22 protein-coding genes and 1 tRNA gene are annotated in these 25,030 nt (G+C 32.6%); 2 read left to right on the forward strand and 21 right to left on the reverse strand.

Annotation, left to right across the window (positions count from 1 at the left end; translation table 11 throughout):
* Nucleotides 1-8: 8 nt before the first annotated feature.
* On the reverse strand, nt 9-368 hold the full coding sequence (locus AC1VAQ_RS13650) for a hypothetical protein (RefSeq protein ID WP_302598833.1): 360 nt from the start codon (nt 366-368) through the stop codon (nt 9-11).
* A gap of 18 nt (nt 369-386) precedes the next feature.
* Nucleotides 387-980 (reverse strand): hypothetical protein, encoded by a 594-nt coding sequence (locus tag AC1VAQ_RS13655; RefSeq protein WP_302598832.1) that lies wholly within the window; start codon nt 978-980, stop codon nt 387-389.
* A 193-nt stretch (nt 981-1,173) separates the two neighbouring features.
* On the opposite strand from AC1VAQ_RS13655, the gene AC1VAQ_RS13660 reads away from it, so the two are divergent.
* Nucleotides 1,174-1,246: transfer RNA gene (locus tag AC1VAQ_RS13660), tRNA-Pro, on the forward strand.
* A gap of 69 nt (nt 1,247-1,315) precedes the next feature.
* Here AC1VAQ_RS13660 and mtnP read toward each other — a convergent pair.
* The 14 genes from mtnP to AC1VAQ_RS13730 all read right to left on the reverse strand — a co-directional run bounded on the left by mtnP (nt 1,316) and on the right by AC1VAQ_RS13730 (nt 16,945).
* Nucleotides 1,316-2,083 carry an S-methyl-5'-thioadenosine phosphorylase gene (gene mtnP / locus AC1VAQ_RS13665; RefSeq protein WP_302598831.1) on the reverse strand — a complete coding sequence of 256 codons (768 nt, stop codon included), beginning with the start codon at nt 2,081-2,083 and terminating at the stop codon, nt 1,316-1,318.
* A gap of 27 nt (nt 2,084-2,110) precedes the next feature.
* Nucleotides 2,111-5,863: an amino acid adenylation domain-containing protein gene (locus AC1VAQ_RS13670; protein ID WP_303244087.1), complete on the reverse strand. Its 3,753-nt coding sequence runs from the start codon at nt 5,861-5,863 to the stop codon at nt 2,111-2,113.
* A gap of 30 nt (nt 5,864-5,893) precedes the next feature.
* On the reverse strand, nt 5,894-7,138 hold the full coding sequence (locus AC1VAQ_RS13675) for a nucleotide disphospho-sugar-binding domain-containing protein (protein ID WP_303244086.1): 1,245 nt from the start codon (nt 7,136-7,138) through the stop codon (nt 5,894-5,896).
* A 19-nt stretch (nt 7,139-7,157) separates the two neighbouring features.
* Complete coding sequence (locus tag AC1VAQ_RS13680) at nt 7,158-7,565, reverse strand: hypothetical protein (RefSeq protein ID WP_302596537.1); 408 nt, start codon at nt 7,563-7,565, stop codon at nt 7,158-7,160.
* A gap of 10 nt (nt 7,566-7,575) precedes the next feature.
* Nucleotides 7,576-8,880 (reverse strand): B12-binding domain-containing radical SAM protein, encoded by a 1,305-nt coding sequence (locus AC1VAQ_RS13685; RefSeq protein WP_302596536.1) that lies wholly within the window; start codon nt 8,878-8,880, stop codon nt 7,576-7,578.
* Nucleotides 8,881-8,907: 27 nt separating this feature from the next.
* Nucleotides 8,908-9,666: an SDR family NAD(P)-dependent oxidoreductase gene (locus AC1VAQ_RS13690; RefSeq protein ID WP_479904032.1), complete on the reverse strand. Its 759-nt coding sequence runs from the start codon at nt 9,664-9,666 to the stop codon at nt 8,908-8,910.
* A gap of 140 nt (nt 9,667-9,806) precedes the next feature.
* Nucleotides 9,807-10,982 carry a M50 family metallopeptidase gene (locus tag AC1VAQ_RS13695; RefSeq protein WP_303244085.1) on the reverse strand — a complete coding sequence of 392 codons (1,176 nt, stop codon included), beginning with the start codon at nt 10,980-10,982 and terminating at the stop codon, nt 9,807-9,809.
* 101 nt (nt 10,983-11,083) lie between these two features.
* Entirely contained in the window at nt 11,084-11,242 is a 159-nt protein-coding gene (locus AC1VAQ_RS13700) for a hypothetical protein (RefSeq protein WP_302596533.1), read from the reverse strand.
* Between the two features lie 39 nt (nt 11,243-11,281).
* Nucleotides 11,282-11,413, reverse strand: coding sequence for a daptide-type RiPP (locus AC1VAQ_RS13705; protein WP_302596532.1), 132 nt, complete (start codon nt 11,411-11,413; stop codon nt 11,282-11,284).
* 61 nt (nt 11,414-11,474) lie between these two features.
* Nucleotides 11,475-12,779 (reverse strand): aminotransferase family protein, encoded by a 1,305-nt coding sequence (locus AC1VAQ_RS13710; RefSeq protein ID WP_302596531.1) that lies wholly within the window; start codon nt 12,777-12,779, stop codon nt 11,475-11,477.
* 15 nt (nt 12,780-12,794) lie between these two features.
* Complete coding sequence (locus AC1VAQ_RS13715; protein ID WP_479904033.1) at nt 12,795-15,023, reverse strand: hypothetical protein; 2,229 nt, start codon at nt 15,021-15,023, stop codon at nt 12,795-12,797.
* Between the two features lie 64 nt (nt 15,024-15,087).
* Entirely contained in the window at nt 15,088-15,276 is a 189-nt protein-coding gene (locus AC1VAQ_RS13720; RefSeq protein ID WP_302596529.1) for a hypothetical protein, read from the reverse strand.
* A gap of 18 nt (nt 15,277-15,294) precedes the next feature.
* Complete coding sequence (locus AC1VAQ_RS13725; protein ID WP_479904034.1) at nt 15,295-16,095, reverse strand: class I SAM-dependent DNA methyltransferase; 801 nt, start codon at nt 16,093-16,095, stop codon at nt 15,295-15,297.
* 31 nt (nt 16,096-16,126) lie between these two features.
* A complete protein-coding gene (locus tag AC1VAQ_RS13730; protein ID WP_302596527.1) occupies nt 16,127-16,945 on the reverse strand; it encodes a hypothetical protein in 819 nt (272 codons plus the stop codon).
* Between the two features lie 251 nt (nt 16,946-17,196).
* Between AC1VAQ_RS13730 and AC1VAQ_RS13735 the strand changes: the two genes are divergently transcribed.
* On the forward strand, nt 17,197-17,679 hold the full coding sequence (locus tag AC1VAQ_RS13735; protein WP_302596526.1) for a hypothetical protein: 483 nt from the start codon (nt 17,197-17,199) through the stop codon (nt 17,677-17,679).
* Between the two features lie 51 nt (nt 17,680-17,730).
* Here AC1VAQ_RS13735 and AC1VAQ_RS13740 read toward each other — a convergent pair whose 3' ends face one another.
* From AC1VAQ_RS13740 to AC1VAQ_RS13760, 5 genes are all read right to left on the reverse strand, one after another.
* A complete protein-coding gene (locus tag AC1VAQ_RS13740) occupies nt 17,731-19,551 on the reverse strand; it encodes an ABC transporter ATP-binding protein (protein WP_479904035.1) in 1,821 nt (606 codons plus the stop codon).
* Complete coding sequence (locus AC1VAQ_RS13745) at nt 19,541-21,379, reverse strand: ABC transporter ATP-binding protein (protein WP_479904036.1); 1,839 nt, start codon at nt 21,377-21,379, stop codon at nt 19,541-19,543. The genes AC1VAQ_RS13740 and AC1VAQ_RS13745 overlap by 11 nt, the downstream gene beginning before the upstream one ends.
* 177 nt (nt 21,380-21,556) lie before the next feature.
* Entirely contained in the window at nt 21,557-23,107 is a 1,551-nt protein-coding gene (locus AC1VAQ_RS13750; RefSeq protein WP_302596523.1) for a hypothetical protein, read from the reverse strand.
* A 220-nt stretch (nt 23,108-23,327) separates the two neighbouring features.
* Nucleotides 23,328-23,963 carry a hypothetical protein gene (locus AC1VAQ_RS13755; protein WP_302596522.1) on the reverse strand — a complete coding sequence of 212 codons (636 nt, stop codon included), beginning with the start codon at nt 23,961-23,963 and terminating at the stop codon, nt 23,328-23,330.
* Between the two features lie 168 nt (nt 23,964-24,131).
* On the reverse strand, nt 24,132-25,030 hold an 899-nt coding region (locus AC1VAQ_RS13760; protein WP_479904037.1), incomplete at its 5' end, for an Ig-like domain-containing protein.

Consider the following 25,030-nt stretch of genomic DNA (forward strand, 5'->3'; position numbering starts at 1 on the left):
TCCTCCTCTTAATAAAGTGAAAACCTAATATTATAATCAAATGGTGTAAACCATACTACATTCACTAATGGAATAATAAGTTCTGTCGGAAAGATGTACTCTGGCGCATTGCTCATCTTAATATTTACTTTTGTAAGCACAACATATTCATCTGTTACCTCTGCTACTTGTGCACATAGAATAGGTCTAAATACTTGATTGAGTATATTCAATTGATTAGCATCTAAGACAATTAATAAGACTTCATTTAAATATGCTCTTAGTTCATTAGCTAAGTCTTCTCGCGTAAATCTATTAGTTGTCTTCACACTCGTACACTCTTTTTTCTGATGCGCTTTTCTATTTTTACTTACAGGTCCTACTGACATAATCAATCCCCCTATTTATTAATGCTCATGCACATTATGATCCTTGTAAAATTTTAACTCCCCTGCTATAACTTCTCCTTCAATATTAATAGGCGCCCCCTGTAAATCTGTTGCATAAACATATATTTGTGCCCCTTTATCTACATGCTGATGTTGAAGTGTAAATAAAATACTTTGTGTTGATCCGTCCTCTTTAAATAAGGCAACGCCATAATGTTCTCCATCACCTTCAAAATATTTTAATGCCTCTACATTCACCATAGTTATACCGTTTATCTCACTAGTCAGTTGTATTTTTCCCTTATATACTTGCATCTCACGCTCTATTAATACAGTAAAATTCATTCTAGTACCACTTCTTCTATCTAGTATAGTGCCCCCTCCCTCTATAAGCGTTTCATGATGACTCATCCTCGGCACATTACAAACCTCAGGTGCGCATACAGGTGAAAATACACCATTGCACATAGAATTATCAATATACGAAATAGCCGGCTGTGGACATCCTGTATCCAATGTCCCACATTGTTGATTCATTTGCAAACTACATACCTGCCTCTCTTTTGCTCTTCTATATCGCTTCTTTTCATTCGCCTGGGTGTGAGTTTCCATTTACACCTCATCCTCTCTTATATTAATACAGCTTGTTGCACTATTATCATATGCTTGGGCATATATTTTGGGCATATATTTTGGGCATATATTTTGGGCATATATCTTGCGACTATATATCTATTCATTTTTTATCTATTCTAAAATTCCTTTACAAATTTATTAATATTTTATATAATATTTAATAACTTACCGGGGTGTGGCCTAGCTGGTAAGGCGCTAGACTGGGGGTCTAGAGATCGCGTGTTCAAGTCACGTCACTCCGATTAGCTTTAAAGTATTTAAAACGCAAAGAAAGCCTAGCTTCCACTTAATTGTAGCTGCTAGGCCTTTTTCTACTTATTGCAACAATTAATCTGAGTCGTATCTAACTGCCTCAAAATTAACTTAATATACATCTTTAATGTATCAATACTATGTGCAAAGCTCTCTTGTACTTGCTGATAACTGACTGGTTTTATATTAGGATTGCCTTCTAAACCAGCATCATAATCTGTGATAACTGATATATTCAAATAACACATTCCTAATTCCCTTGCCAAATAGCATTCAGGATATTGTGTCATATTAATAGTATCTCCGCCTATCAATTTATAAAATCTACTTTCTGCCTTTGTTGAGAACATCGGTCCTTCTATTACTATCATAGTTCCCTGTTTATGTACTGTTATTCCCATTTCATTTCCAACCTTTATTGCTAACTCTCGTAAAGCTTCACAATATGGTTGCGCCATTGATATATGCTCTACCCCTTCTATGCGAAAGGTATTATCTCGTTTGTGCGTAAAATTTATATATTGATCTGTAATTACAAAATCTCCTATCTTCATTTTTTCATTTAAACTTCCACATGCGGTTGGTGCAATAATCCATTTCACTCCTAATTCTTTTAATGCAGCTAAGTTTGCTTTATATGGAATATTATGTGGTGCATATTGATGTTGCTTGCCATGTCTAGGAATAAAAGCTATCTTTTTGCCTTCAAATGTTCCTATAGCTATCTTATCACTTGCTTTTCCATAATGTGTATCTATACTTACTTCTTCCATATGTTCAAAGAACTCATAAAATCCAGAACCACCTATTATGCCAATGTCAACCATACAAAATCCCCTTCTTATTTAGTATTTTTATATCTCTTGTAACGCTCCTATATATTCCTCTAAATAACTCTCTATGTCATTTTTAAGATAGACATCATTAGCATACTGTACTTTTAATGTACACTGCTCACCATAATCAAAAATTCTTAATACAAATATGTATTCTATTTCCCCATAATCTGCACTATATGCAAAGTCCCATATTCTATCTTCTCCTTTAAAGTTATTCATAAGCTTTTGATAATCAAAAACTACATATACGATAGGTATATCCTTATACTTCTGTCCCAATTCAACTACGTCATATCGTCCTGAATTCTGTCTAATTTCTTCAATATCATCTTTTACTCTTGATATAGTTTGTAATAAACTCTCTTCTTTATTATAAAAATTATAATATACAAACTTAGTAAAGAATCCTATAGTATTAGCTTTTTTAAGCCTTCCTCTTCCATCATTAAATAAACCTATAGTAATCTTTTCTTCACCGCTCCTTCTAGCTAAATTTCTCATAAAAACAGCTAATAAAGTAATATATTCTGACACATGATATACCTTACAAAATTCTCTTATTTTTATAAGCAATGTGTTCTCCATTACATTTATGACATTCTTATATACCCTATTAAGCTTAAATCCTTCTATCTTCTTATCTCTAATATCATAACCAACTGGTGAGATATTATTAACATATACCTTACATTTTTCTTCTTCCTCTATGTCATCTATTCCTATCATCTTTGACTGTTGGCGCATATATCCTATAAAAGGAGTACCAATTCTTTTAGGATATACCTTTTTTAAATAACGTGTTTCTAATTCATCCATAAATAAATAAAATGATAAATAGTCAAATACAGCATGGTGTATACTTAACATAAGTATTTCGCGCTTATCCTTTTTCAATATCTGGTATTCTATTAATATCTGATTTTTTATATCAACTAAACTTTGAATACACATCAGATCCTCAAGGGCTACGCTATTTACTTCTCTTATTACTCCCAAAAATTTTGCTTCTTCTCCTAAACGCACCCAATATTTCTTGCCTCTAGACTCAAACTTCAACTTAAAGGCATCATTATTATTTATCGTTTCCTTAAATGCCTGTTCAAATCGCTCATAATCTAATGGCTGAACCAATGGTATTAAATATCTCATTATATTCAGTTTTTTCTCATTGCCATTAACTCGCATTTGCTGTTCTATATTTAATAAATGCTCTTGAAATGTTAAACATCTCACCTTTTTATTGCTCTGTACCTCAATCTCATCAGTCTTATACGCTCTTTTTCTTTTGATTACATCTGCAATTTCTCTTAATGTCATTGTTTCTTTAACTTCTAAAATTGATATTCCTAAATGCCACTGTTGTTCTATTTTATCTAACAATTTAATAAGACTTAGTGAATCTCCTCCTAACAGCATAAAGTTTTCTATAGGTTGAGGTGCCTCCACATTCAATATATCTTGTACACTTTCTAAAATAAATTGTTCCTCTTCATTTCTAACTACTTCTTTATCTATACTACGTAAAAAATTTAATTTATAGCTTTTAAGTGCCTCCACATCTACCTTTCCATTTATATTTTTAGGAAAACTTTCTACAGGAACATATAATGCCGGAATCATATAATGTGGTAGAAAAGAACTTAATTCCTCACTAATCCTAGCAGCACTTATATTAGGCTGCCTTACTTGAATATATGCTACTATCATATTTTTATCTTCATTTTGTCTTACTAAAACTTTAGCCCCCTCTATATAGGCTAAACGCTCTAAAGCTTGTTCGATTTCACCTAACTCAACACGATACCCTCTAATTTTAACTTGTTTATCTTTCCTTCCAATATAAACTACATTTCCATTCTTTCCCCATCTACCTAAATCACCTGTCTTATACATCAGGCAACCATCTGCTAATATATCTGGCAAAAATGCCTGTTCTGTTAAATCTTTATTATTAATATATCCCAGTCCTACACAATCCCCTGCTATATATATTTCTCCACACTCATTAGCTTTTACCATTTCTTGCTTCTCATTTAAAATATAAATTCTAATATTATTCATTGGCTTTCCAATAAAAACTTGTGGTTCTTCTTTGATTATCTGTTGATCTAAATAATAAGTTGTCGCTTCCACGCAGCACTCTGTTGGTCCATAAATATTAGTAATCCGTCCTAAAGGATGATACTTAAAATATGTCGCTACGCTTTTATTCGGCAATACTTCTCCTCCTACCACAAAATGTCTTAACATACAATTTGTCTTTTCTTTTATCAATATATTATTAATCATATTTAAAAGAACAGGTGTCCCATCACTAATATCAATTTTATTAGTCTCAAAAAATTCTAGTACCTTCTTTGCATCTCTGTTCCATCCTTCAGGTAAAATATAAAGCGTATGTCCAAATAATAATGAAGGATATATTTGTTGTGCCGACATATCAAATACGAAAGTAGCTACCACACCTATATTTAATCTTTTTTCAGGATACATATCATAAATTTCTTTTTTTAAGCCCCAGACCATATTTAAAATGTTTTTATGGGTTATCTGTGCACCTTTAGGCTTTCCTGTTGAACCCGATGTGTACATAATGTATGCACGTGTTAAAGGCTCAATATTAACTTCTTCCTTTTTGCTACTGTTCATCTTGCCTTCTATTATTGCATTATACTCCCATTCTTTCACTTCTTTAAGTGACATATTGTTTATCTTCTTATGCGTAACAAATCCATCTGCCTTAGCATTCATTAACATATATTCTATACGTTCAACAGGGTATATTACATCTAATGGTATGTATGTATATCCTGCCTTTAAGACACCTACTAATGTTACAATATATTCTATAGAACGTGGTAACAATATACCTATCACACCATTTTTAGCTCCTATCTCCTGCCTTAAGCTATACGCAACTCTTTCTGAAAGCTCATCTAATTCTAAGTATGTTACTTGCTTATCTTCACATACAATAGCTACTTCATTTCTCTTACTTTCTACTTGCTCTCTAAATAAATCTACAATATTACGTTCTTTGGGATAGTATCCACTATGACTGTAGCATTCCAATAATTGTTGTTTAGAATTAATATTCGTATATGTACATGCTAAATCAAAATTTATTACCTTTTTCTTCTCCTTTATAGCTAACAAAATAAGTCCTACTAAATCTGCTTCTTTTCTCTTAGGGTTTATCGGTACGTTTTTAATCTCTGAAAAAAATTGCCCATGGAAGATAATAGAACCAGTCCCTAATAAATCATTTTCTATATGTGTTGGCTTCTCTATAAGATTTGAAATATTGCCATTGGAATCTAATATCACGGCATAATTATTTTTAATAGCTTCCTCATTCTTAGTATGAAGTGTCCCTAAGATTATGTCATATGATTCATCATAATATTTCTCTATCATCTCTTTATACTTTGGTTTCTTAAAGTATTCATCTCCCAAACTTAAAAAGACATCTTCCTCCTTGACCTTTTCATAACATAATGCTATAGCTGCTAATATTCCCCTTGCTTCCTGTTGTATGAGATATTCGATTTGAATTTTATCTTTATAAACACTTAATTCCTTCTGTATTTCCTCTTCTGTGCTACTTATTACCACAATAATTTTATTAATTTCTCTACATTCCAATAAGTTCTCTACAGTTTGTGCAATAATAGTTTTTCCCTCAATAGGTAATATACACTTATTATTTTTACCAGTAATCTTTTTTATCCTTGTTCCGTTTCCTGCAGCCAATATTAGTCCTATCATAGGTATTCCCCCCTACTTTTTGTCATGCACTCATTTACCCGTTTTCATATACTGTTCAATAATAGATATTACAGATTGTGTCTTATATGTCTGCTCTAATTCTTGTTTTACTCTTTCAACTCCTTGTTGATAAATATCATCTTGCTCTATTGTTTTTATTGCCTGTAATAATTCCTCTGGATCAAATGGATAGTTCTTTAATAAAATACCCGCTTTAGCCTTTTCTACGGCTCTTCCTACTTGATAACAATGATAATTATATGGATATATAATCATTGGTGTGCCACAAAATATTGCTTCTCTCACCCCTGTTATCCCACCATGACAAACCATTATCTTTGCCTTAGTTAATATATCTATTTGATTGATAAACTCATTTATCATTACATTCTTAGGTAACTCATCTTCATTGTATTTTAATAATTGATATTGTGCTTTTCCTCCACTTGATACCTCTATTTGCTCATCAGTACTTTTCAAACAACATATCATTTTTCTTAGTACATTAAGTTCCTCTTGATTTTGTACCGTTCCTCTCGTTACATAAATTAAATTTTTGTCCTTACTTGGCGCCTTTACTTCTAAATGAAATCCACAATATTTATGGGATGCATCTAGTTCATTACTAGCAATTTGAAGCATGGGTGAGGCAAGAGCAATACTTAGATTAGGTATATGTTTGCTCCTCTTTCCTACAATGGCACTATATCTATCTGTTAATTCTCTTGCTAATTTTTTCTTATGTAAAATAATTTGTTCGATATTAATTTCTTTATTTATTGCTTTTACCACTACATTATTTAAATAATCTCTATATGTTTTGTTGTACTTATCCATACTATCCCATGTAGCAGCTTCTATTGAAAAGTATGGTATATTCAATTTCTCCCCAAATACACTTCCCCAATTTGCCACAGAATCATACAAAATACATTCTGGCTTAAAGGCTTTCACTTCATCTATATGGGAATTATACACAGCTGATATGAGCTCTACATTAGCACGAATTGCCTGACTTCTTATTCCTCTTGAAATATCTAATTGAAATGGCCCTAACTGTTTATCTTCTTGAATATTAGCTGGCAACCTATAAAATTCCTCTACTTGATTAGTATAATATTTTACTTGTATATTTAGCCCTTCAAACATATGTTGAAACTTAGGGGTAGTATAGCAAATAACCTTATTATTAGACTCACTTAATTGTTTTAATAAATTTATATTAGGATTCATATGTCCATATAAGGGAAGCATAAAATAAATTATCTTATCCACACTCTCAACCTCCACTTTATTAGACTACTTGCTTATCTTCTCTGTAAATTTTTTTAATTTCACTCTCCGGAATCCAAAAGAATATATTTTTAGACTTTATAGGATATAAGAAAAAGCCGTCTTCTCTGTGCCATTCATCAATAATACTCTCTTCCCTTGCTCCTCTAAAAGAAGCACCATTATTTAGCTTTACTAATATACTCTGGTCAGTAATTTCCTCTGGAGCTTGTGAATCTTGTATTTCATTGTAAATGTCATTTCGCCCATTAGAATATATAATTCTATAAATATCACTTTTCCTAAAGAAAACACATACCTCAGATTTTACACTAGGCCTTAAACCAATGAATTCATTTGATTCCCCTTCAAATATAACTTCACCTGAATAACTAATTAAATGACTGTTCGTAACCACTATTCTATCCATATTTTTCTCCTTATCTTATCTGCATAAGTAGTCTTGCTTTATTCCCAAACTCATTAAGCATGTTTAAATCAAATTGGTCTGTCACTACAACTGGATGTAATAAATCTAATTCCTCATACTTATTGGTTAACCACTTCATACCTAATTCTTCTAAACGTTCATATTGTTCTGTTCCTGGAAAAGGTGTATTAAATGAATAATATATCTCTATCTTCCCAAAATGTTTACTGTACATTCTCTCCATAAAACTTAATGTATCATTCATAGTTTCCTTTGTATCACAATAATGACCAAAAATAAAACTTAAGGCAACTCTTACGCCTGTCCCTACTGAAAAATCAATCAGTTCTTCTGCTTGCTCTATATTCATTTGCTTATGTATTTTATTTAGAACATCTTGATTGCCACTTTCTATCCCATATTGTAAACGTTGACATCCCCTTTCCACCATTTCTTTTACCAGTTCACCATTTCCATATAAAGCATCTACTCTAGATTCACATCTCCACTTATACTGAAGTTTTGATTCTTTAATTAATTCCACATATCTTCTCACTCTTTTTACAAATGCAGTAAATGTATCATCAATATAGTATACTTCCTTATCCCACCCAGCCTCAGTTAAAGCTAGTAACGTCTCCATAAAAACATTTTCTATATCCCTAATGCGATATCTTGCACCGGCCATTTTAGGTGCTGCACAATAAATACATTTTCCAGGACAACCACGGCTAGAACTTATCGTTACGAAATATGATTCTAGAGCACGTTGTATGTATTTTCTCTTTATAAGTGGCAATACATCCAAGTCTTTCATTGGTTTTCTATCTTCATTCTTAATTTCTGTCTTTTCATCTTGTTTATAAGTAAGCCCCTCTATCTCACTATAACTTATAAGTTTTTCATTTGTTCTAATAGCTTCTGCAAGTTCTAAACTGGCGGATTCTCCTTCACCTCGTAATATAAAATCAATGCCCTTTAGTTTCACATCCTGTGCTAATGAAACATGTGCTCCTCCTACTGCAATCTTAGTCATAGGGCGTTTTCTTTTAATATACTTACATAGCTTCAAACACTCATTAAAGTTTTCTGTATATGCTGAAATTCCCACATATATAGGATTTAATTCCTCTATTTTGTCAATAATATCTTGTCCTGATACAATAGTGACTGATTGATCTATTATTTCCACATGGTATCCATGCATCTCTAAATATGTACCTATTGACATAACCCCTAACGGTGGTAAATATAAATTATCTGCTGCATCTCTATTTTTTACATTTGATTTAATAATTAAAAGTACAGAATCCATAATTCCCCTCCTTAATCAATAACTCTTTTATATGCTTGTCCATCCACCATCTACTAATATATTATGCCCTGTAATCATCGTCGCCATTTCGCTAGCTAAAAATAGTACCGCATAAGCTACATCCTCTGGTGTTGCATATCGCTTTAATGGAATTTGATTTAGTGCCTTCCTTTTAAATGCACTTTCTTGTAACATCGCCTTATTGCTTTCGGTAATAACAAATGTAGGTGAAACACAATTAACACGTACATTATATTTTGCCCATTCATATGCTAATGCCTTTGTCATATTAACTATACCGCCTTTACTTGCACAATAAGGTGCTCTTTTAGTATTACCGATCACTCCATGTTGAGAGGCAATACTTACCACATTTCCCTCTCGTCTCAAAAGTGATGCTATTGCAACTTGTTGTGTTAAAAAAAATGTTCCTTTTAGGTTTAAGTCAACTATACTGTCCCATATTTGCTCTGTAACTTGAGTAGCATCACAATAATTATTTGTGCCTGCATTATTAATTAAGATATCTATCTCTCCTTGCTCCTCATTTATTTGTTTGACTACTCTTTCAATCTGTTCATATTTAGTTAAATCCATGCTATAATTGGCAACTTCAACATTGAATTCTGCTTCTAAACTTCCTTTTACTTTTTGTAATTGTTCTTGTTGTATTTCTAAATCTAATAAAACAAGATTTGCACCATGTGCTGCAAATGTATAAGCAATACCTTCCCCTATTCCTCGTGAAGCTCCTGAAATCATTACCTTTTTATTATTAAAATTCATTGTTTTTGTATACACAACCTATCTTCCTTTCTCAAACAATTGCATGACGCCCTTTAAGCTGCCATTCTATAATGATTTGCTGCACACTTGCTTTTTATATTGGTATGAAGAGATTTTACTTTCTTTCTTATTTACTTTCATCATATAAAGCTAAATATACGATTGCTTTCCTTTTTATATAAATTAATATAATAAAGAGTTCGCCTTGCTACATCCCAAATTATAATAAGTATTAACATAATCACTATTGCCATACCATATCTTGGAATAAAGGCTATGATTTTATTACATAATCCCTTCAAACATATAGACCAAAAGAGTGGATAAAATATAAATGCTGCTCCACCATATAATGCTAATAATATTTTTTTATCTTCATTGACTTGAATATTTTTAAAATCTTGTTTTCTAAATAACATTGCCATAAATATTAATATAGACTTATCCATTAGATTATTAACGCCTGCTAAAGCTGCTACAAACCAATAGCCATCCATTTTTACTAATGGCATTAAATTATATATAATAATCCCAATATTAAGGAGGTAATAATATACTAGACCACTAACCTCTATTCCCTTTATAAGTAACAAAAAATATACCCCTAAGACTATATTAGCTAATACAAAATTTATATACACACCAGATAATGCCACAAATGCAGCTTCTCTTCTCTTTTTAAATAAATATATGTCACTTACATCGCAGTAAAAACAAGGAAAAAAGAAGAATAGTACAATCCCCATTCTGCTAATCTTTCCACCATATTTACTGCACACTGTTGCATGGCCTAATTCATGCAATACAATAGTTAAAATTATTGCAATCATCATCAAAATAATATCTAATCCCTTTAAACTTCCTATCTGAGTTATAGACGAATATACGTTCTCAATTTTTAATAATGCAAGAACTATATTAATTACTGCTAATACATTAATTGCGATGACACCCCATACTGTAAATAATGGTCTTATAATAGGACATACTTTATTAAGCACTTTCGTTGGCTCAATATCAACTAAAGGAATATGAGACACATTTTGAATCTTTTTCCTCTTCTTATTTACCTCACTATCCTCTTGTAAAAATCCCCATTCATCAAATTTTTGCATCAATAACTCTTTAGCTTCATTATTTAAATTAAAACTCAACTTAGTATCTATATTTAGTTCCATAGGAGATTGAATGCCTAAAACTTCAAGTAAAAAACTAGTTTCACTAGCACCTAATTTCACATACTTATTAGATAATTCATTTTTAACAATATACTCACGTTCATTAACTTGATTAATTTCTAAATAATTATGTTTCATTTTTCTCTCCTTTTATCATTTTTTACTATAAAGATAAATCGATAAAATGTTATATAGTTATAACATTTTATCGATTTACTGTAATCATCTTATACAATTTTTTATGTTGGAATTGCTGCTAAACCAATAACTGCTGCATAAGCTGCTACACAGCCACCTGCAACTGCTGCGCCAGCTACTACACCATCACAGAAGTCTTTACCAGCACCAAGTTCTTCTGCTTGTTCTAATTCTTCAAATTGAACTAATTTTTCATTCATTCTCCTTCCCTCCTTTCCTATTATTTTTTATACTCTTTTTTATGTCGCAATACCTGCATAAACACAAATTCCAATGATTCCTACACCTACGCAAAAACCTGCAACATAAGCACCATCGCCAAGTTCTTCAACTTGTTCTAATTCTTCAAAACATAACATCTCTGCATTCATTTCGCTCCCCTCCTTCTCTTTGAAAATATGTATGCAAAACCTTTTTAAGGTTATTGCCTGATTAGGTGATTTCTTTAAAAATATATTTATTAATAACATTTGAAAAAACGTCTACTATGTTATCTATCTCTTCATTACTTATTAAGTACGAAGGAAATAAACTAAATCCCAAAGTTCCTACTTCAGTAACAAAAAGATATACCAAAAGACCTCTTTTCTCTAAATTATTCAAACACTCCTCTAAAGCATCTCCTCTAACTCGCTTATTTTGTTTCCCTCTTATTTCTATACCAATCATTAACCCCTTATGCCTAATTTCAAACTCAACAAATCTATTCTTTAATTTATGTTTTAATTGGGCTACGAAATATTCACCTTTTTCAGTTACTCCCTCTATAATTTGTTTATTTTGGGATAAAATCTCCAATGTTTTATATGCTGCTGCGCAGGCTAATGGGTTTCCATTTTGAGTAGAAAAGTGTTCAATATGCGCTTGGTTATTTCTTAACACCTCTATAATTTGAGGACTAATAAGTGTAACTCCCATAGATAAATAACCATTGTTAATTGCTTTTGAAAGGCATAATAAATCCCCTTTTATATTGCTATATTCATAAGCAAACATCTTACCTGTTCTTCCAAATCCAGTTGCTACCTCATCTAAAACTAATAAAACATTATTTTCAGTACATAGTTTTCTCATTAATTCCATAGCTTCTCTAGGAACCTCTAAAATACCACCTGAACCAATTATAGGTTCTATAATTACACCAGCTAATTCCTCTTTATTCGCATCAAAGAATTCCTGAATATTACTTAACCATATCTCTACACTTCGCCATCTATCATAAGGCGTTTTAATCCAAGCCACCCCATCTATTAGGGGCTTATAATCCTCTACTAATGGTGCATCAATCCCACTAATGCTCATTGCCCCATAAGTTGTTCCATGATAAGATAAGTCAAATGCACCTATTTTTCTTCTTTGCCTTCTTCCTATTAAGCTTTGATACTTTCTACATACTTTTATGGCTACTTCTAAAGCTTCTGAGCCACTACATGAATAAATTAGTTTATTAAAATCTCCTTTAAAGTAGCTTATTAACTTTCTTGCATAAGTCAAAGTTATGTCTGCTACACCACTATTCAAATTAGTATAAGCTAGTTTTTCTAACTGCTTCATAATACTATCATTTATGAGCTGATTATTATAGCCTAACGGCATATTCCATAATCCACTAATTGCATCTATATAACGTTTGCCATGCTCATCATATATGTATATCCCCTCACCACGACATAATGTATGAGAATATGTACTATCTACTTTTTGTAATGGCAATATTACTGGACATTCCTCTAACATTCCTACCACCTTCTATTATTTAATAGGTCTATGTAGCAAGTTATATTCAAAGAATTTTGTATACGCTATATCGCAAACTTGCTCTATGATGCTCTTTTCAAGATTAAGTTCCTTAACTAAATAATTATTAATATCCTCTAATTTCCAACGTCTTAATAAGCACTCTGCAATGATAAAAATTTCTTTACTAATTTTATATACTTTATTGGTTACAGGTGACCAAATAGTATGCATTCCTTTGCATTCAGTTAAAAATACATACTTTGCAAAATAAGGAACTTCTTTTCCATATTCTTCACCCTTTGTATATAAAAACATATACTCATTGCTAATATTGATATCTTCAATCTTCACCTTTTCATATCCTTTGCATGATCTAATTATGCCAGGTAATACCTTAGATTCAATTACAAAATCTGATACATAATTCTTTGTCTTCATAATGTCACAGAATCTTTCTTTCATAAAATCAGGTAAATATGCACATCTTGTACAAATTGCCACTGCTGAACAAGTTGTACACTGGCGTCTACTTATTTCTTTTTCATAATACATATATGTATTTTGCTTAATGTCAAAATAAGCCTCTTGCATATTACCTACACTTATAGCATTATCAATACAAGGATAAATCTCACCTTCTTGATCCACTCTAAAATGAGGCAATTCTTCAACTTGGCAATAATTCCGACTCATAAATCTACATACATTTTGCAAATTATAATATTGTAGTGGTGAATGAGCTATCTTATTGGTCTCTCTAAATATTTCTGCATCCTCTAGTAATTTATCTAAATCCTCTATCTTCTCAAGTGTTAAAGTTATCATATACTCTTTATCTATCTTCTTCTTTATATCAACCTGTGAATAGGGCATTAGATGATACTTTTTGCCTGTAGCATTAGTAATACCATTCACATTAATCGGCATACCTTCACTAAATGTCACCATATTAATAGGCAACATATGATGCTGCATTAAAATTTCTTTCTTTTCATTTTGAAATGCATCATACCTAATAACTTCTCCAATGCGATTAAAGTGATATTTATCTACTAATTTTGTAGACTTCTCTCCTTCTGCATCATAAATATGAAGTGCACTATTAATACTACAGAATTCATTAAGCTTTAATAGGTTTTCTACTGATACTTGTGCTTTATCCAATACAATATGCTTAGTTGAACCTACTAATGAGACACCTACATATTCACAGGTCTGGCTTATTGTAAAACCTAAAGATAATGCATTGTAATTTTCTGAGTGGTTATCATTTATAAATTCTTTCAATTCATTTCCCAAATCCTCAATCCAGTAATCCCTTAAATCTGTACAATAAAAGCTAGTATCAATATCATTTTTAACCACATACTTCATCATTTTTTTAAAATCTTGTACTGACTTTCTGATAAGGCCATGATTACACCTAATACTTGAAATATTTTGTGGTCTCTTTATACTTATTAACTTCTTAATGTCATCTTCTGTCTTTATATCCAGTTTAAAAAATAATCTTCCATTGTCACTATTATTAATGAAATTACCTACCTCATCTATTGCTATCAACATTTCAAAACTAAATTGACTATATTGAGTGAGTAACTTATTAATAATCTCTTTATAATTAGGATGCTGATTGATTTCCATCGTTAATAGTGGAATACGTAATGCATTAATTCCTTCATACCTTTTATTAATTTCATCTATTTCTTTATAGATTTCATCTACATCACGGTACATATATGTATCTTTTTTCTTTCTTCCTATATATACCCCTACTTCTCCTGCTTTTTCCATAGAAACTATGTTATTTGAATATACTTCTATCCCACCTTCTACCTTATGAATGTCTAATTTCACATCTACATCTAATAAATTCAATATTTCTTGTTCATAATCTCCTGATAATACCTTTACATCCTCTATCTTTATTTCAAAGGGTATATCTGATTCAATTATAAAATATTGATTTATTTCTTCTAACTGATTTATCTCATGAGCAATTGCCATGGATAATTGAACATTTTCCTCATTCACAATATATACTAGATCATCATCTATAGTTGCAAGAATATCATCAGCACACTCCATAACAGATGGTAATTCATCCTCTACATACTGAAATGAGTCAATATTATACTTCTTCATTAGAGCCCTTAACATAGCTCCATTTATATTATTGCTTGTGCGGTATAGCCCATTTTTCCCCTTTTCCAAGTATATTACACATATTCTTCTATCCATTCTAAACTCCTCTGTATTTATTGGATTTTACTTATTGTGTCCTATTAATTACATTAATAAGTTTTTACATTCTTTTAGACATATTTTTATAATTTATAAAAGATAATGCACCAACTACAAAGATAAGTACTGGTAATCCTAAATTGGACATCTCATGACTTATAACAACTACTATAACTCTAATAATCCCTATCGCCATTAATAAATAACTTGCATACAATAATAATTTCATATAAATTTCTTTATCTTCCATGATGTTCCTCCTACCTACTTATTTTTTTAAAATACAAAAATTATATTTCCCCTGTACGTATTCTATTTCATAGGAAGTAAATTTACTTTGCTCAGCCTGCTCACATATCTCCCTCTTTGTCAGGCGTCTTAGCTTTGTATAAGACAAATAATGCTCAATATTTTCTTTAAATACGCTGGCAAAAAAGTTATATGTTATTAACTGATTAACGCTATCAACCTTTGGTTGATACACCACAACATTTAAGTGTCCTTCTTCATCTGTAAAGCTGTACTGTTCTAAAGGCCCCAGACCTATGCCATCTTTATCTACTGATTCTTCATCTAAAAAATCAAAGATAAAACATCCATTAGCTGCTAATACCTCATAGATCCCGTTAAAAAAAGTACTGAGTTCTCCTTTAATAAGACGTATGGTAGTTGCTGGAAAAATAACTACATTATATTTTTCAGGCAAGTTTAGGGCTTGTGCATCTTGATGATAAAGCTTTATATATTTTTTTATCCTCTTATATTGTGTATCTAACCTTCTTTCAAATATTTTTAACATGTCTTCTGATTTTTCCACACCAGTTACATAAAGTTTCTTTTTAGCTAGTGCAATACTTACCCTTCCGCCACCACAACCTAACTCTAATATTGGCGATTGATACTTCATACAGTAGTTTATGTAAAATCTAATATCCTCGTCTCCCATTTCTTTAGTCAATGCATCATAGTAGGATGAAAAATACTCGTTATAAAACTGTAAATCTAATACATTATTTTCTCTGCAACTATCTTTAATCTTTTTAAACATGCCAAAATAATTATTATCCATCGTCTCCCTCCTCTCTCCTTAGCTTTTAAATTTACAACATTCCTAGTTTCATCATAACTATTTCACCAATCTTATTGATTCCTACTTGATAGCCAAAATACATTCCTTCCATAATCATAACTACTAAAATGCTTTTTCCCGTACTTGCTTTTGTTATAATTTTAAAACCAACAATCACTAAACATATAAAACATATGTTATTTAAAGAAATTGTACTTGCCAAAATCCCCATAATCTGGTGTGTCTCTAAATATCCTGCCACAAATAAAGTTTTTAGCGAAAATACTTCTCCTAATACCCCAATTATATTTCCTATAATTAAATCCAAACAATAAATTGCATTTTGGACAACTTCAGCTAATAATACACATGTGCATAGTGGTTGGAATGCTCCTCGTAATTTAAATAAAAGCTTTATCCCACTTAATACTATTGCAGTTATTAAACCTTTAAAAAACAAGCCAAACACTGCCGTAATTGTACTTGTAATCTGAACTAGCCTATACTGCTCTTGCAACTGCGATTCATCTATCCCATACATTCTATAAATTTCATAAATCTGTTCTTTAAATAAAGGATTAAGATATGTTAATACCATAACAATTATGCCAAAAAGTAATAATCCTACTACTGCTACACTCATTCCCTGAGGAGGGTCCTGAGTGAAATTCCACTTCATCATCTTTATGGGAGAGTAAAATAGTTGCATAAAGTTTTTCCACCACGGAATCCTTTCCATTTCTTCTAATATTTTTTCGCGTTCTACTACAGCCCATCCTCCCTCCATCAAATCTTTATGTTGTAAATCTCCTATTCTTTCTTCATGTGAAATCTCAGTATTAGTATTCAATTCTTTTTCCTTTCTCTTTCCTTCCTTTTTATTATATTTTAAATTATTTATAATATATTTTCAATTCATTTTACACAAAAATATATTTCATTTGAAACATTTTTTATATTAAACACATTTTTTTAACAATAGCGCCCAATTTTTTAACTTAAGGATTCATCTTTTTTATTAGTATATTCCAGTCTTATTTCTCACAAAATACTTAGTGTTATAAAATCTTCTATTTCCTTTTATACAGAAAGGTGTTAACAATGAATCAAAAACTTAAAATCTACTTAGTCGTCTTTATGTCATCTATTTTTTTATGTTCAAGCTTACTTTATGCCTCTGAACAAACAGTTACGCCATCAGATATCAAACACTATACTAATGACCTATTATTACTTCAAAACCAAATTTTTTCTCTTGCTCAATATGCTATTTTTCCTACAGATGCTACCAATGCTTATGTACTCGAAAATAGCTTTAATAACATAGACAAATCATTAGACGTCCTTGCTAAAGATATTTATACAGACCTCGTTGCAGTATCTAATCAGTCACCTTATATAAATAATCTTAGATTGCTGCTTAATGCTACTAACTATATGCATAATGCGCTTTATGAATTAAATACCATTTTAAAAAGTACAGATTCTACCGACAAAATGCTTACCTTAGAACGCTACTTTGCATTTAGAATAAATGCTAAAAATACCTTTGCATTAATTTCTTCCTTATTAGCTGACTCTTAAAGCTTAATATTATAGCCTTAAGGTGTATCTATTACTTAAGCACAAGCACTACTATCTATAATATTGTGCTTGTGCTTCAAACATTCCGGCATATGTACCATCCTTAAGTGTTACTAGTTCTTCATGTTTGCCTATTTCTTTAATTTTTCCTTCTTCAAATACATAGATGATATCACAGAATTGACAAGATGATAGCCTATGCGAAATATAGATTGCTGTTTTATTCCCTATTAAATGATTAAACTGACGATAAATATCATATTCTGCAATAGGGTCTAATGCAGCCGTAGGTTCATCCAATATGATAATAGATGCATCTTTATATAACGCTCTTGCAATGGCTAGCTTCTGCTGCTGGCCACCTGAAAGCTCTATCCCATCTTCTTCATATCCTTTAAAGATATATGTATCTTCCCCTTTAGGAAGTCTAGATAGTGTTGTCTTTAACCCCGCCTCTTCAATAATCATATCTAAATTCTTCTTATTCTCGGCATCCTTGCTTTTCACCTGTCCTAGCGTAATATTTTCTTTAGCTGGAAAAGCAAATAGCTGGAAATCTTGAAAAACAACGCTTAATAGCTTTACATATTCATCATAGGCAAAATTTTTAATATTAACGCCATTTAATAAGATTTCACCTTCAGTAGGGTCGTACAACCTGCAAAGTAATTTGATAAATGTGGTCTTTCCTGCACCATTAGGGCCTACAATTGAAATATGTTCTCCTGGATGCAAAATCATATTAATATCTTTTAGCACTTTTTCTTCACTTCGCGGATAGGCAAATGAAACATGTTTAAATTCTACTGTATAAGCCTCACTTATAGGTACTGATTCTTTGCCATGGACAGTAGCATCTGGATACTCCATAAAAACAATAAATTCCTTTGCATAGCATACCTTTTTATATAATTCCTGAATATTAAATATTAGTGACTTTAAACTACCATGCAAACTTTCTCCTGCATTATAGTACATAGAAAAATCACCTAATGTCATCTCTCCTATTAGCGTCTTGTATCCTATTAATAATATTGTTAACAGACTTCTTAAGGTAGATACTATTCCGCTCCCTTCATCATATCCAAGCTGTGCCTCAGACTGTTTTCGCCAGATTTCAATTATGTCCTTGTTATAACTAGCAGCCTTATCCTCCATCATTTTCTCAGCACCATATAGACGAATATCTTTGCCAAAACGAATTTCTTGTAATGTCCAGAATAAATAGCCAAAAACACGATTTCGCTTAGCCATTTCCTTAAAAGACTTCATATCTATTTGATTCACTTTCTTCGTAAAATATCGGTCTAATACTAGAGAAATAGCATAAATGACAATGAGCCAAGGCATACCCATTACTAAAAGTACCCCCACTCCCAATAATGTAATGATGTTCATAATAATACTGCAAAATGCATCTGCCAATCCACATACCCCACCAGAATACCAGTCCATAGCATTCTTAGCTTTCTCCATCTGATCTAATACTTTAGGATTTTCTGTATGTTCAAAGTCCATTGTAATAGCCTTTTCAGAAATCAATCTTGCAAAATAGGGGTCTAATGCATCCTTACATTTATTCTTGGTTTCATTAATAATGTCTTTAAGCATATTAAGTACTGTGTTAAGTCCTACTGTTAAAACTGTATATAATATGAGCCGCTTTACATCCCTACTACCTAAAAGCTCATCAATAATATATTTAGGGAAGATAATATTAATAAATGGTGCAATACCATTTACTACGATATAAGCAAAGTAAATCATATAAAAAGAAGGTCTAAATCTTCCTGCTATCCTAAAAAACACCTTAAGTATATGCACCACATACTTTATAGAAAGCGTTTCTGCATTATTTTTCTTATGATTCATAAACTGCTCCCCCTTCTTTTTCATAATAGTGTGCCTGTACCGCAAACATGCGGGCATAAGCCCCGCCATCTGCTAAAAGAGAAGCATGCGTACCATATTCTATAAGCTGCCCATTTTCAAACATCGCCACATGATCACAAAAACGTGTAGAGGATAAACGGTGTGAAATATAGACTGCACTCTTTCCGCCTATAAGCTTATCAAAATTCTGATACATCCTATATTCTGCTAATGCATCTAAAGCAGCTGTTGGTTCATCCAATATGACAATGGGTGCATTTTTATATAAGGCTCTGGCAAAAGCTAGTTTCTGCTTTTCTCCACCTGATAAATCAATACCTTCTTCGCTAATAATCTTTAAAAGCTGTGTTTTGACCCCCTTAGATAATGCGTCTAGCTTTTCTCCTAGACCAGCCATTTTGAGGCACGCTTCAGCAAAATCTTCTTTTGTCTCTCTTTCTTCTCTCATGGCAACATTTTCAGCAAGGGAAAATGCAAATACCTCTATATTTTGAAAAACAGGTGAAAAAAGTTCATAGTATGCTTTGCGTTCAAATTTCCTAATGTCCGTTCCATTCAAAAGAATTCTACCTTCTGTCGGTTCATATAAGCGACAAAGCAGCTTAATAAATGTGGTTTTTCCTGCACCATTTAATCCTACAACAGCTAATCTCTCCCCTGGCTTAAGTGTAAGGTTTAGATTTTTAAGTGCATAACTTGCCGTATTGGGATACTTAAATGACACATTTTCGAAAACAAACTCATATTGCTCAGCCTTTACAAGTGGTTGTATGTCGCCTATTTCTTGTCCATCCTGAAACTCTAAAAAGCTCCTAAAATCATTAATTTCTCTAGATTGCTCACGCATATCTGTCACACCATTAAAAATACTATATAGGGTATAAAAAAATGTCTGTGCTGTACCTAAATATAGTGAAAAGTCTGCAATACTCATTTCTTTATATAAGACACAATAAATCAAATAGCCATATACTGTGCCTTGCTGGAACAAGATAATAAGTTGATTATAAATGCCACATAGCATCCATCTATTTCTACTCCCTACCATCTTTTTATAAATCTCTCCATGTAAGTGCTCATACTTCTCCATAATCCAACCTTTCATTGAAAAAAGGCGCATATCTTTTCCATAATTAAAGTCTGATACTGTATTTTGCATATAGGCATTTTTTCGCCAATAAGGTGCTAATGGGTCCCAAGTATGTACTTTATCCCATTTCTTAGCTGCATCCATATTCCAAAAATTCAACATCCCTAGTACAACTAATAGCACTACCATCCATGGTGATAAGGTAAATAAAATGCCTATTGAAATAACACTCTTCAAAAGTGTACTCATGCACATTTGAAAAGAACGCATCATTCCCTCTAAACCGTTCGTATTGCCCGTTGTAGCACGCATAGCCTTCTGACAGCTATCCAGTACTTTAGGCATTTCTAAACATTCAAAGTTCATATTTAAGACTTTATGAACTCTCAAAAGCATAAATTTCATCCGACTATCTATATAGCGCCACCAAGTCATATGATTACAATATATATCTAGCAATTTTAAGATTAGCATTACCCCATGTGCCATCAATACTACTGCCAAAAGCTGTTGCCAAGAAACCTTATTTTGAATTTGTTCAATAACTAGTTTCACAGTTACAGTCGGTATAAACGGCAATATTGCAGATGTTATCGTATAAACGATTAATAGTGCTATAAGTGGCTTTTGAAATTGAAATGTTCCTTTCATGGTATACATCATATTTTGAAATACACTATACTCACACTGCTTTGTACTTTTTTCTTTTTTGCCCACGCCCCATTCTCCCCTACTTATTAATTTTTAAAATTGCATCCCTTAACTCTTATATTATCAGAATTTTTTGTTTTTTAAAAGTTCATTTTTTATTTTCTTATTGAGCTATAAAAATGGGGACAGGTCTCTAAAATTACGCTGCTTTAGCAGCAATTTTAGAGACCTGTCCCCATAATTTTATGCTATTGGTGTAAGCATGCCACCACCTGCTAAGATGATTGTTTCGCCATTAAGCCATGCGTTTGCTTCATTGGCTGCATCATAATAAATGTTATAACCATTTGACGTGATATTTGTAAGTGTTTCATCTTCATCTGTGAAGACACTTACATAGCTATTGGCTGTTACATTCCATTTAGAATTGCTATCAAGTACTACTGTTACATTTCCGGTATTTTCATGATTCACAGCACCTGTAAAGTTTGTAGATTCTTGAAGTTTCATATCAATTGTACTAATCGCATCACATATCACATTCCCTTTTAATGTTTGTTGACTTGCATTAAACTGAAGGTCTGCACCATTTTCTCCTGTTTTACCCCAACCATCTTCATTACCTGATGCTTTGACTAAAATGCCGCTACCAAAGTTAAGCGTTGTACTTGTAAGATTAATAACACCCTCTGTATTTGTCACAAAGAACATTGGCGCTGTAGCATAAGTCTTGGAATCCTTTGCAATCGTTAAAGTAGAATTTTTAGCTGTAAATGTGCCTGTCCCGTTATTAGCATCTCCAGACATACTCTGATAAATCATAACCCCTACATCATCACAGCCGCCTCCATTACCTCGGCCAATAGCATATCCAGTGAAATTGACTGTATCAAGAGTAATAGAGTTTTTGCCTTCAATACCAGCAATCATAGACCCCGTTGCAGTACCTTGTGAATTAGTTACGGTAATATTTCCTGTTGAATAAACACATGGTGAGCCATCACCTGTTGTATTTAACTTACTATCTTTTACTGTAACTGTTCCTTCTCCTCTATCTGTGGCGACTGCCGCGCAGTGGGCACCTGCCGTTTGAATAGAGATATTAGAAGCATTGATTGTGCCATTATATGTTGCATCTAATCCTCTTGAATGATCTTTAGTCGTTGTAATACTTGCATTAGAAATATTAACGATTGTCCCCTCTCCTGTTGAGAAAACCGCATTTCCCCCACTGGCAGTTGTTTTAATGGCTACGTTGCTAATATTAGCTGTCGCACCACCATTTACAAGAATGCCTGCATTAGCACCAAAAAAGTCACTTGCTTCTTCTACTGTCATCTCTCCAGAAGCTTTATTTAATGTGGCATCCTTAAGTGTTAAGATTCCCCCACTTGTTACTTTAATAGGTGACTGATTGGAATCTGTTGCTGTAATCTCCTCATTACTAATAGTTTGAGTCGTATCAACTACATAAACACCTGTTGTTTCTACACTGCTGCCACTCTCTACATCAAATCCGCCTTCTCCTGGTTTAGCTGGTGGTACTTCTCCTGGCAATACGCCCTCTGGTAATTCTGGTGGCTGTTCTCCTACTACTGTACTATCTGGTAACTCTGTTGTCTCTTCATCAGTTGCTACTTTAGTCGTTAACTGCATATTTGTGACAGCCTTAGTGGATGTCTTAGTTGTTGCCGCCACTGTAGGCACTGTAAAACTGGCCACTCCCATAGCACCTACTATGCTTAATGTAACTGCTTTATTTGCTACTTCTTCCATTCTTTTTAATAATTTCACTTTAAGGACCTCTTTTCATTATCTATTTTCTGTTCCCCTATTAATGCCTATTATTACGCGCTTAACTTAATCTTACCTTAATAGTTAGAACATTTATTGTTTTATAATAATTAGACAATGTGTTTAAAAGGTGATAGGCCTCTGACTTTATTTTGAATTAACAAAAAAGCCTGCCACGAAACTAATTTCGAAGCAGACTTATCCGCGTAATCTACATTATTTACCAGAGCTGTACCTCTATATTTTCCAGCTTCCAAATATCCTCTTTACTTTTTCTAAACTTATACACACGTTTAAAATCCTTTAAACCTTCATCATCGCCTATATAACCTTCTTCTATGATTAGACGTTCTTTATTCTCTAAGCCTATTTCTTTATTCCCTAAACCTAGTTCTTTATTCTCCAGTTCAGGTCCTTTGTCATCCTTTTTATCATCTTTTGGAATAGGTGGTGGTCCTTCCTTACCTATTGCATCATATTCTTTACGTTCTATAAAAACTTGTATTATTTCTATTCCTTCTTCATTTAGCGTAGGATAATCTACATCTTGTCTCACCTGAATAGGCTCTGTTGTTTCATCACTTACATACTGCTTTAAGATATCCCTTGCATATGGATTAGGATACAATTCTTCTAGCTGCTCCTTTAGTGCATTGTACATCTCTTTTGTTAATGTTTCCTTGATTTTTAATTCATTAATCGGTGCCTCTATTTCTTCTACCAGTTTGGTAGCCTCTTCTCTGTCAAAATTAATGCTTTGTATAACCGCATTTTCTTTTGTTAAATCTATTATTTGTTCTTTGCCACATCCACTGAGTATCGCTATACACATTAATACTATAGCTAACTTTCTCATCTGTATCTCCTTCCAGAATCTTCTTCTTCGCGTCGTCCCCTTATATTATATCGTCTCTTTTCTTCTTTTGAAATATTCTAAACTTAAAAAAGCCATTCATACCAACTCTTTTCTTGGCATGAATGACTTCTTTTCTTAATTTCTATAAGCTTTCATTGTCTCTTATCCTTATACGCTTCTTACATAAAGTCCATCAACTTGAATAACTGTATTGTCTTTTCCTGCCACAATGCAAATATCTACATTCTTCGTTCCCTTTGGAATAGAAAAACATGTACTTGTCATTTCACTACTATTCAAATCTACTATACATTTTCCATCTACCCATATTTGTACAAAGTTATCAGCGCCTAACTGATTATAACCAATTTCTAAAGGTTGTTCTTCCTCTAGGCCTTCATATCCCCATAGCGAGATTCCTTCCCAAGATGTGGGGGTTATAAACTTGATACTATATGCATCTGCACTTTCTAACTGCTTATACCCACTTATAAGATTCCAAGCTTCCTCATTAAACCCTGGCAATAAACTTTGTACCTCCGTACTATCGCCTACTTCTGATTCTTCTACACTATCGCCTGTCTCTGGGACTTCTGGGTTTTCTATATTATCACCCATCTCTGGGGCTTCTGGATTTTCTATACTATCACCGGTCTCTGGCGTTTCTGGTTCTTCTACCTCGGCGCTATTTTCAACAACCCTCAGTGGCATTTCATATTTTGTACCATAAGCCGATGTAATGGTAATAATAACTTCTCCTTCTGCCATGGCCTTAATATTTCCATTCTCACTGACTTTAGCGATACTTCTATCACTTGTCGCAAAAGTCACTGTCTGGTCTGCATAAGTAGATTCTAAGGCAACCTTGAGGAAATGCTTATCCCCTACTTGTATTGTACTAATCTCATTAAGAACTATAATAATCTCCTTAATGTCTTCTGTCTCATCTTCCTCCGGTGGTGTTACTTCTGGTTGCTCTGTTTCTTCGGGTGGTGTCACTTCTGGCTGCTCCGTTTCTTCGGGTGGTGTCACTTCTGGCTGCTCCGTTTCTTCGGGTGGTGTCACTT

The organism is Cellulosilyticum sp., assembly GCF_982396655.1.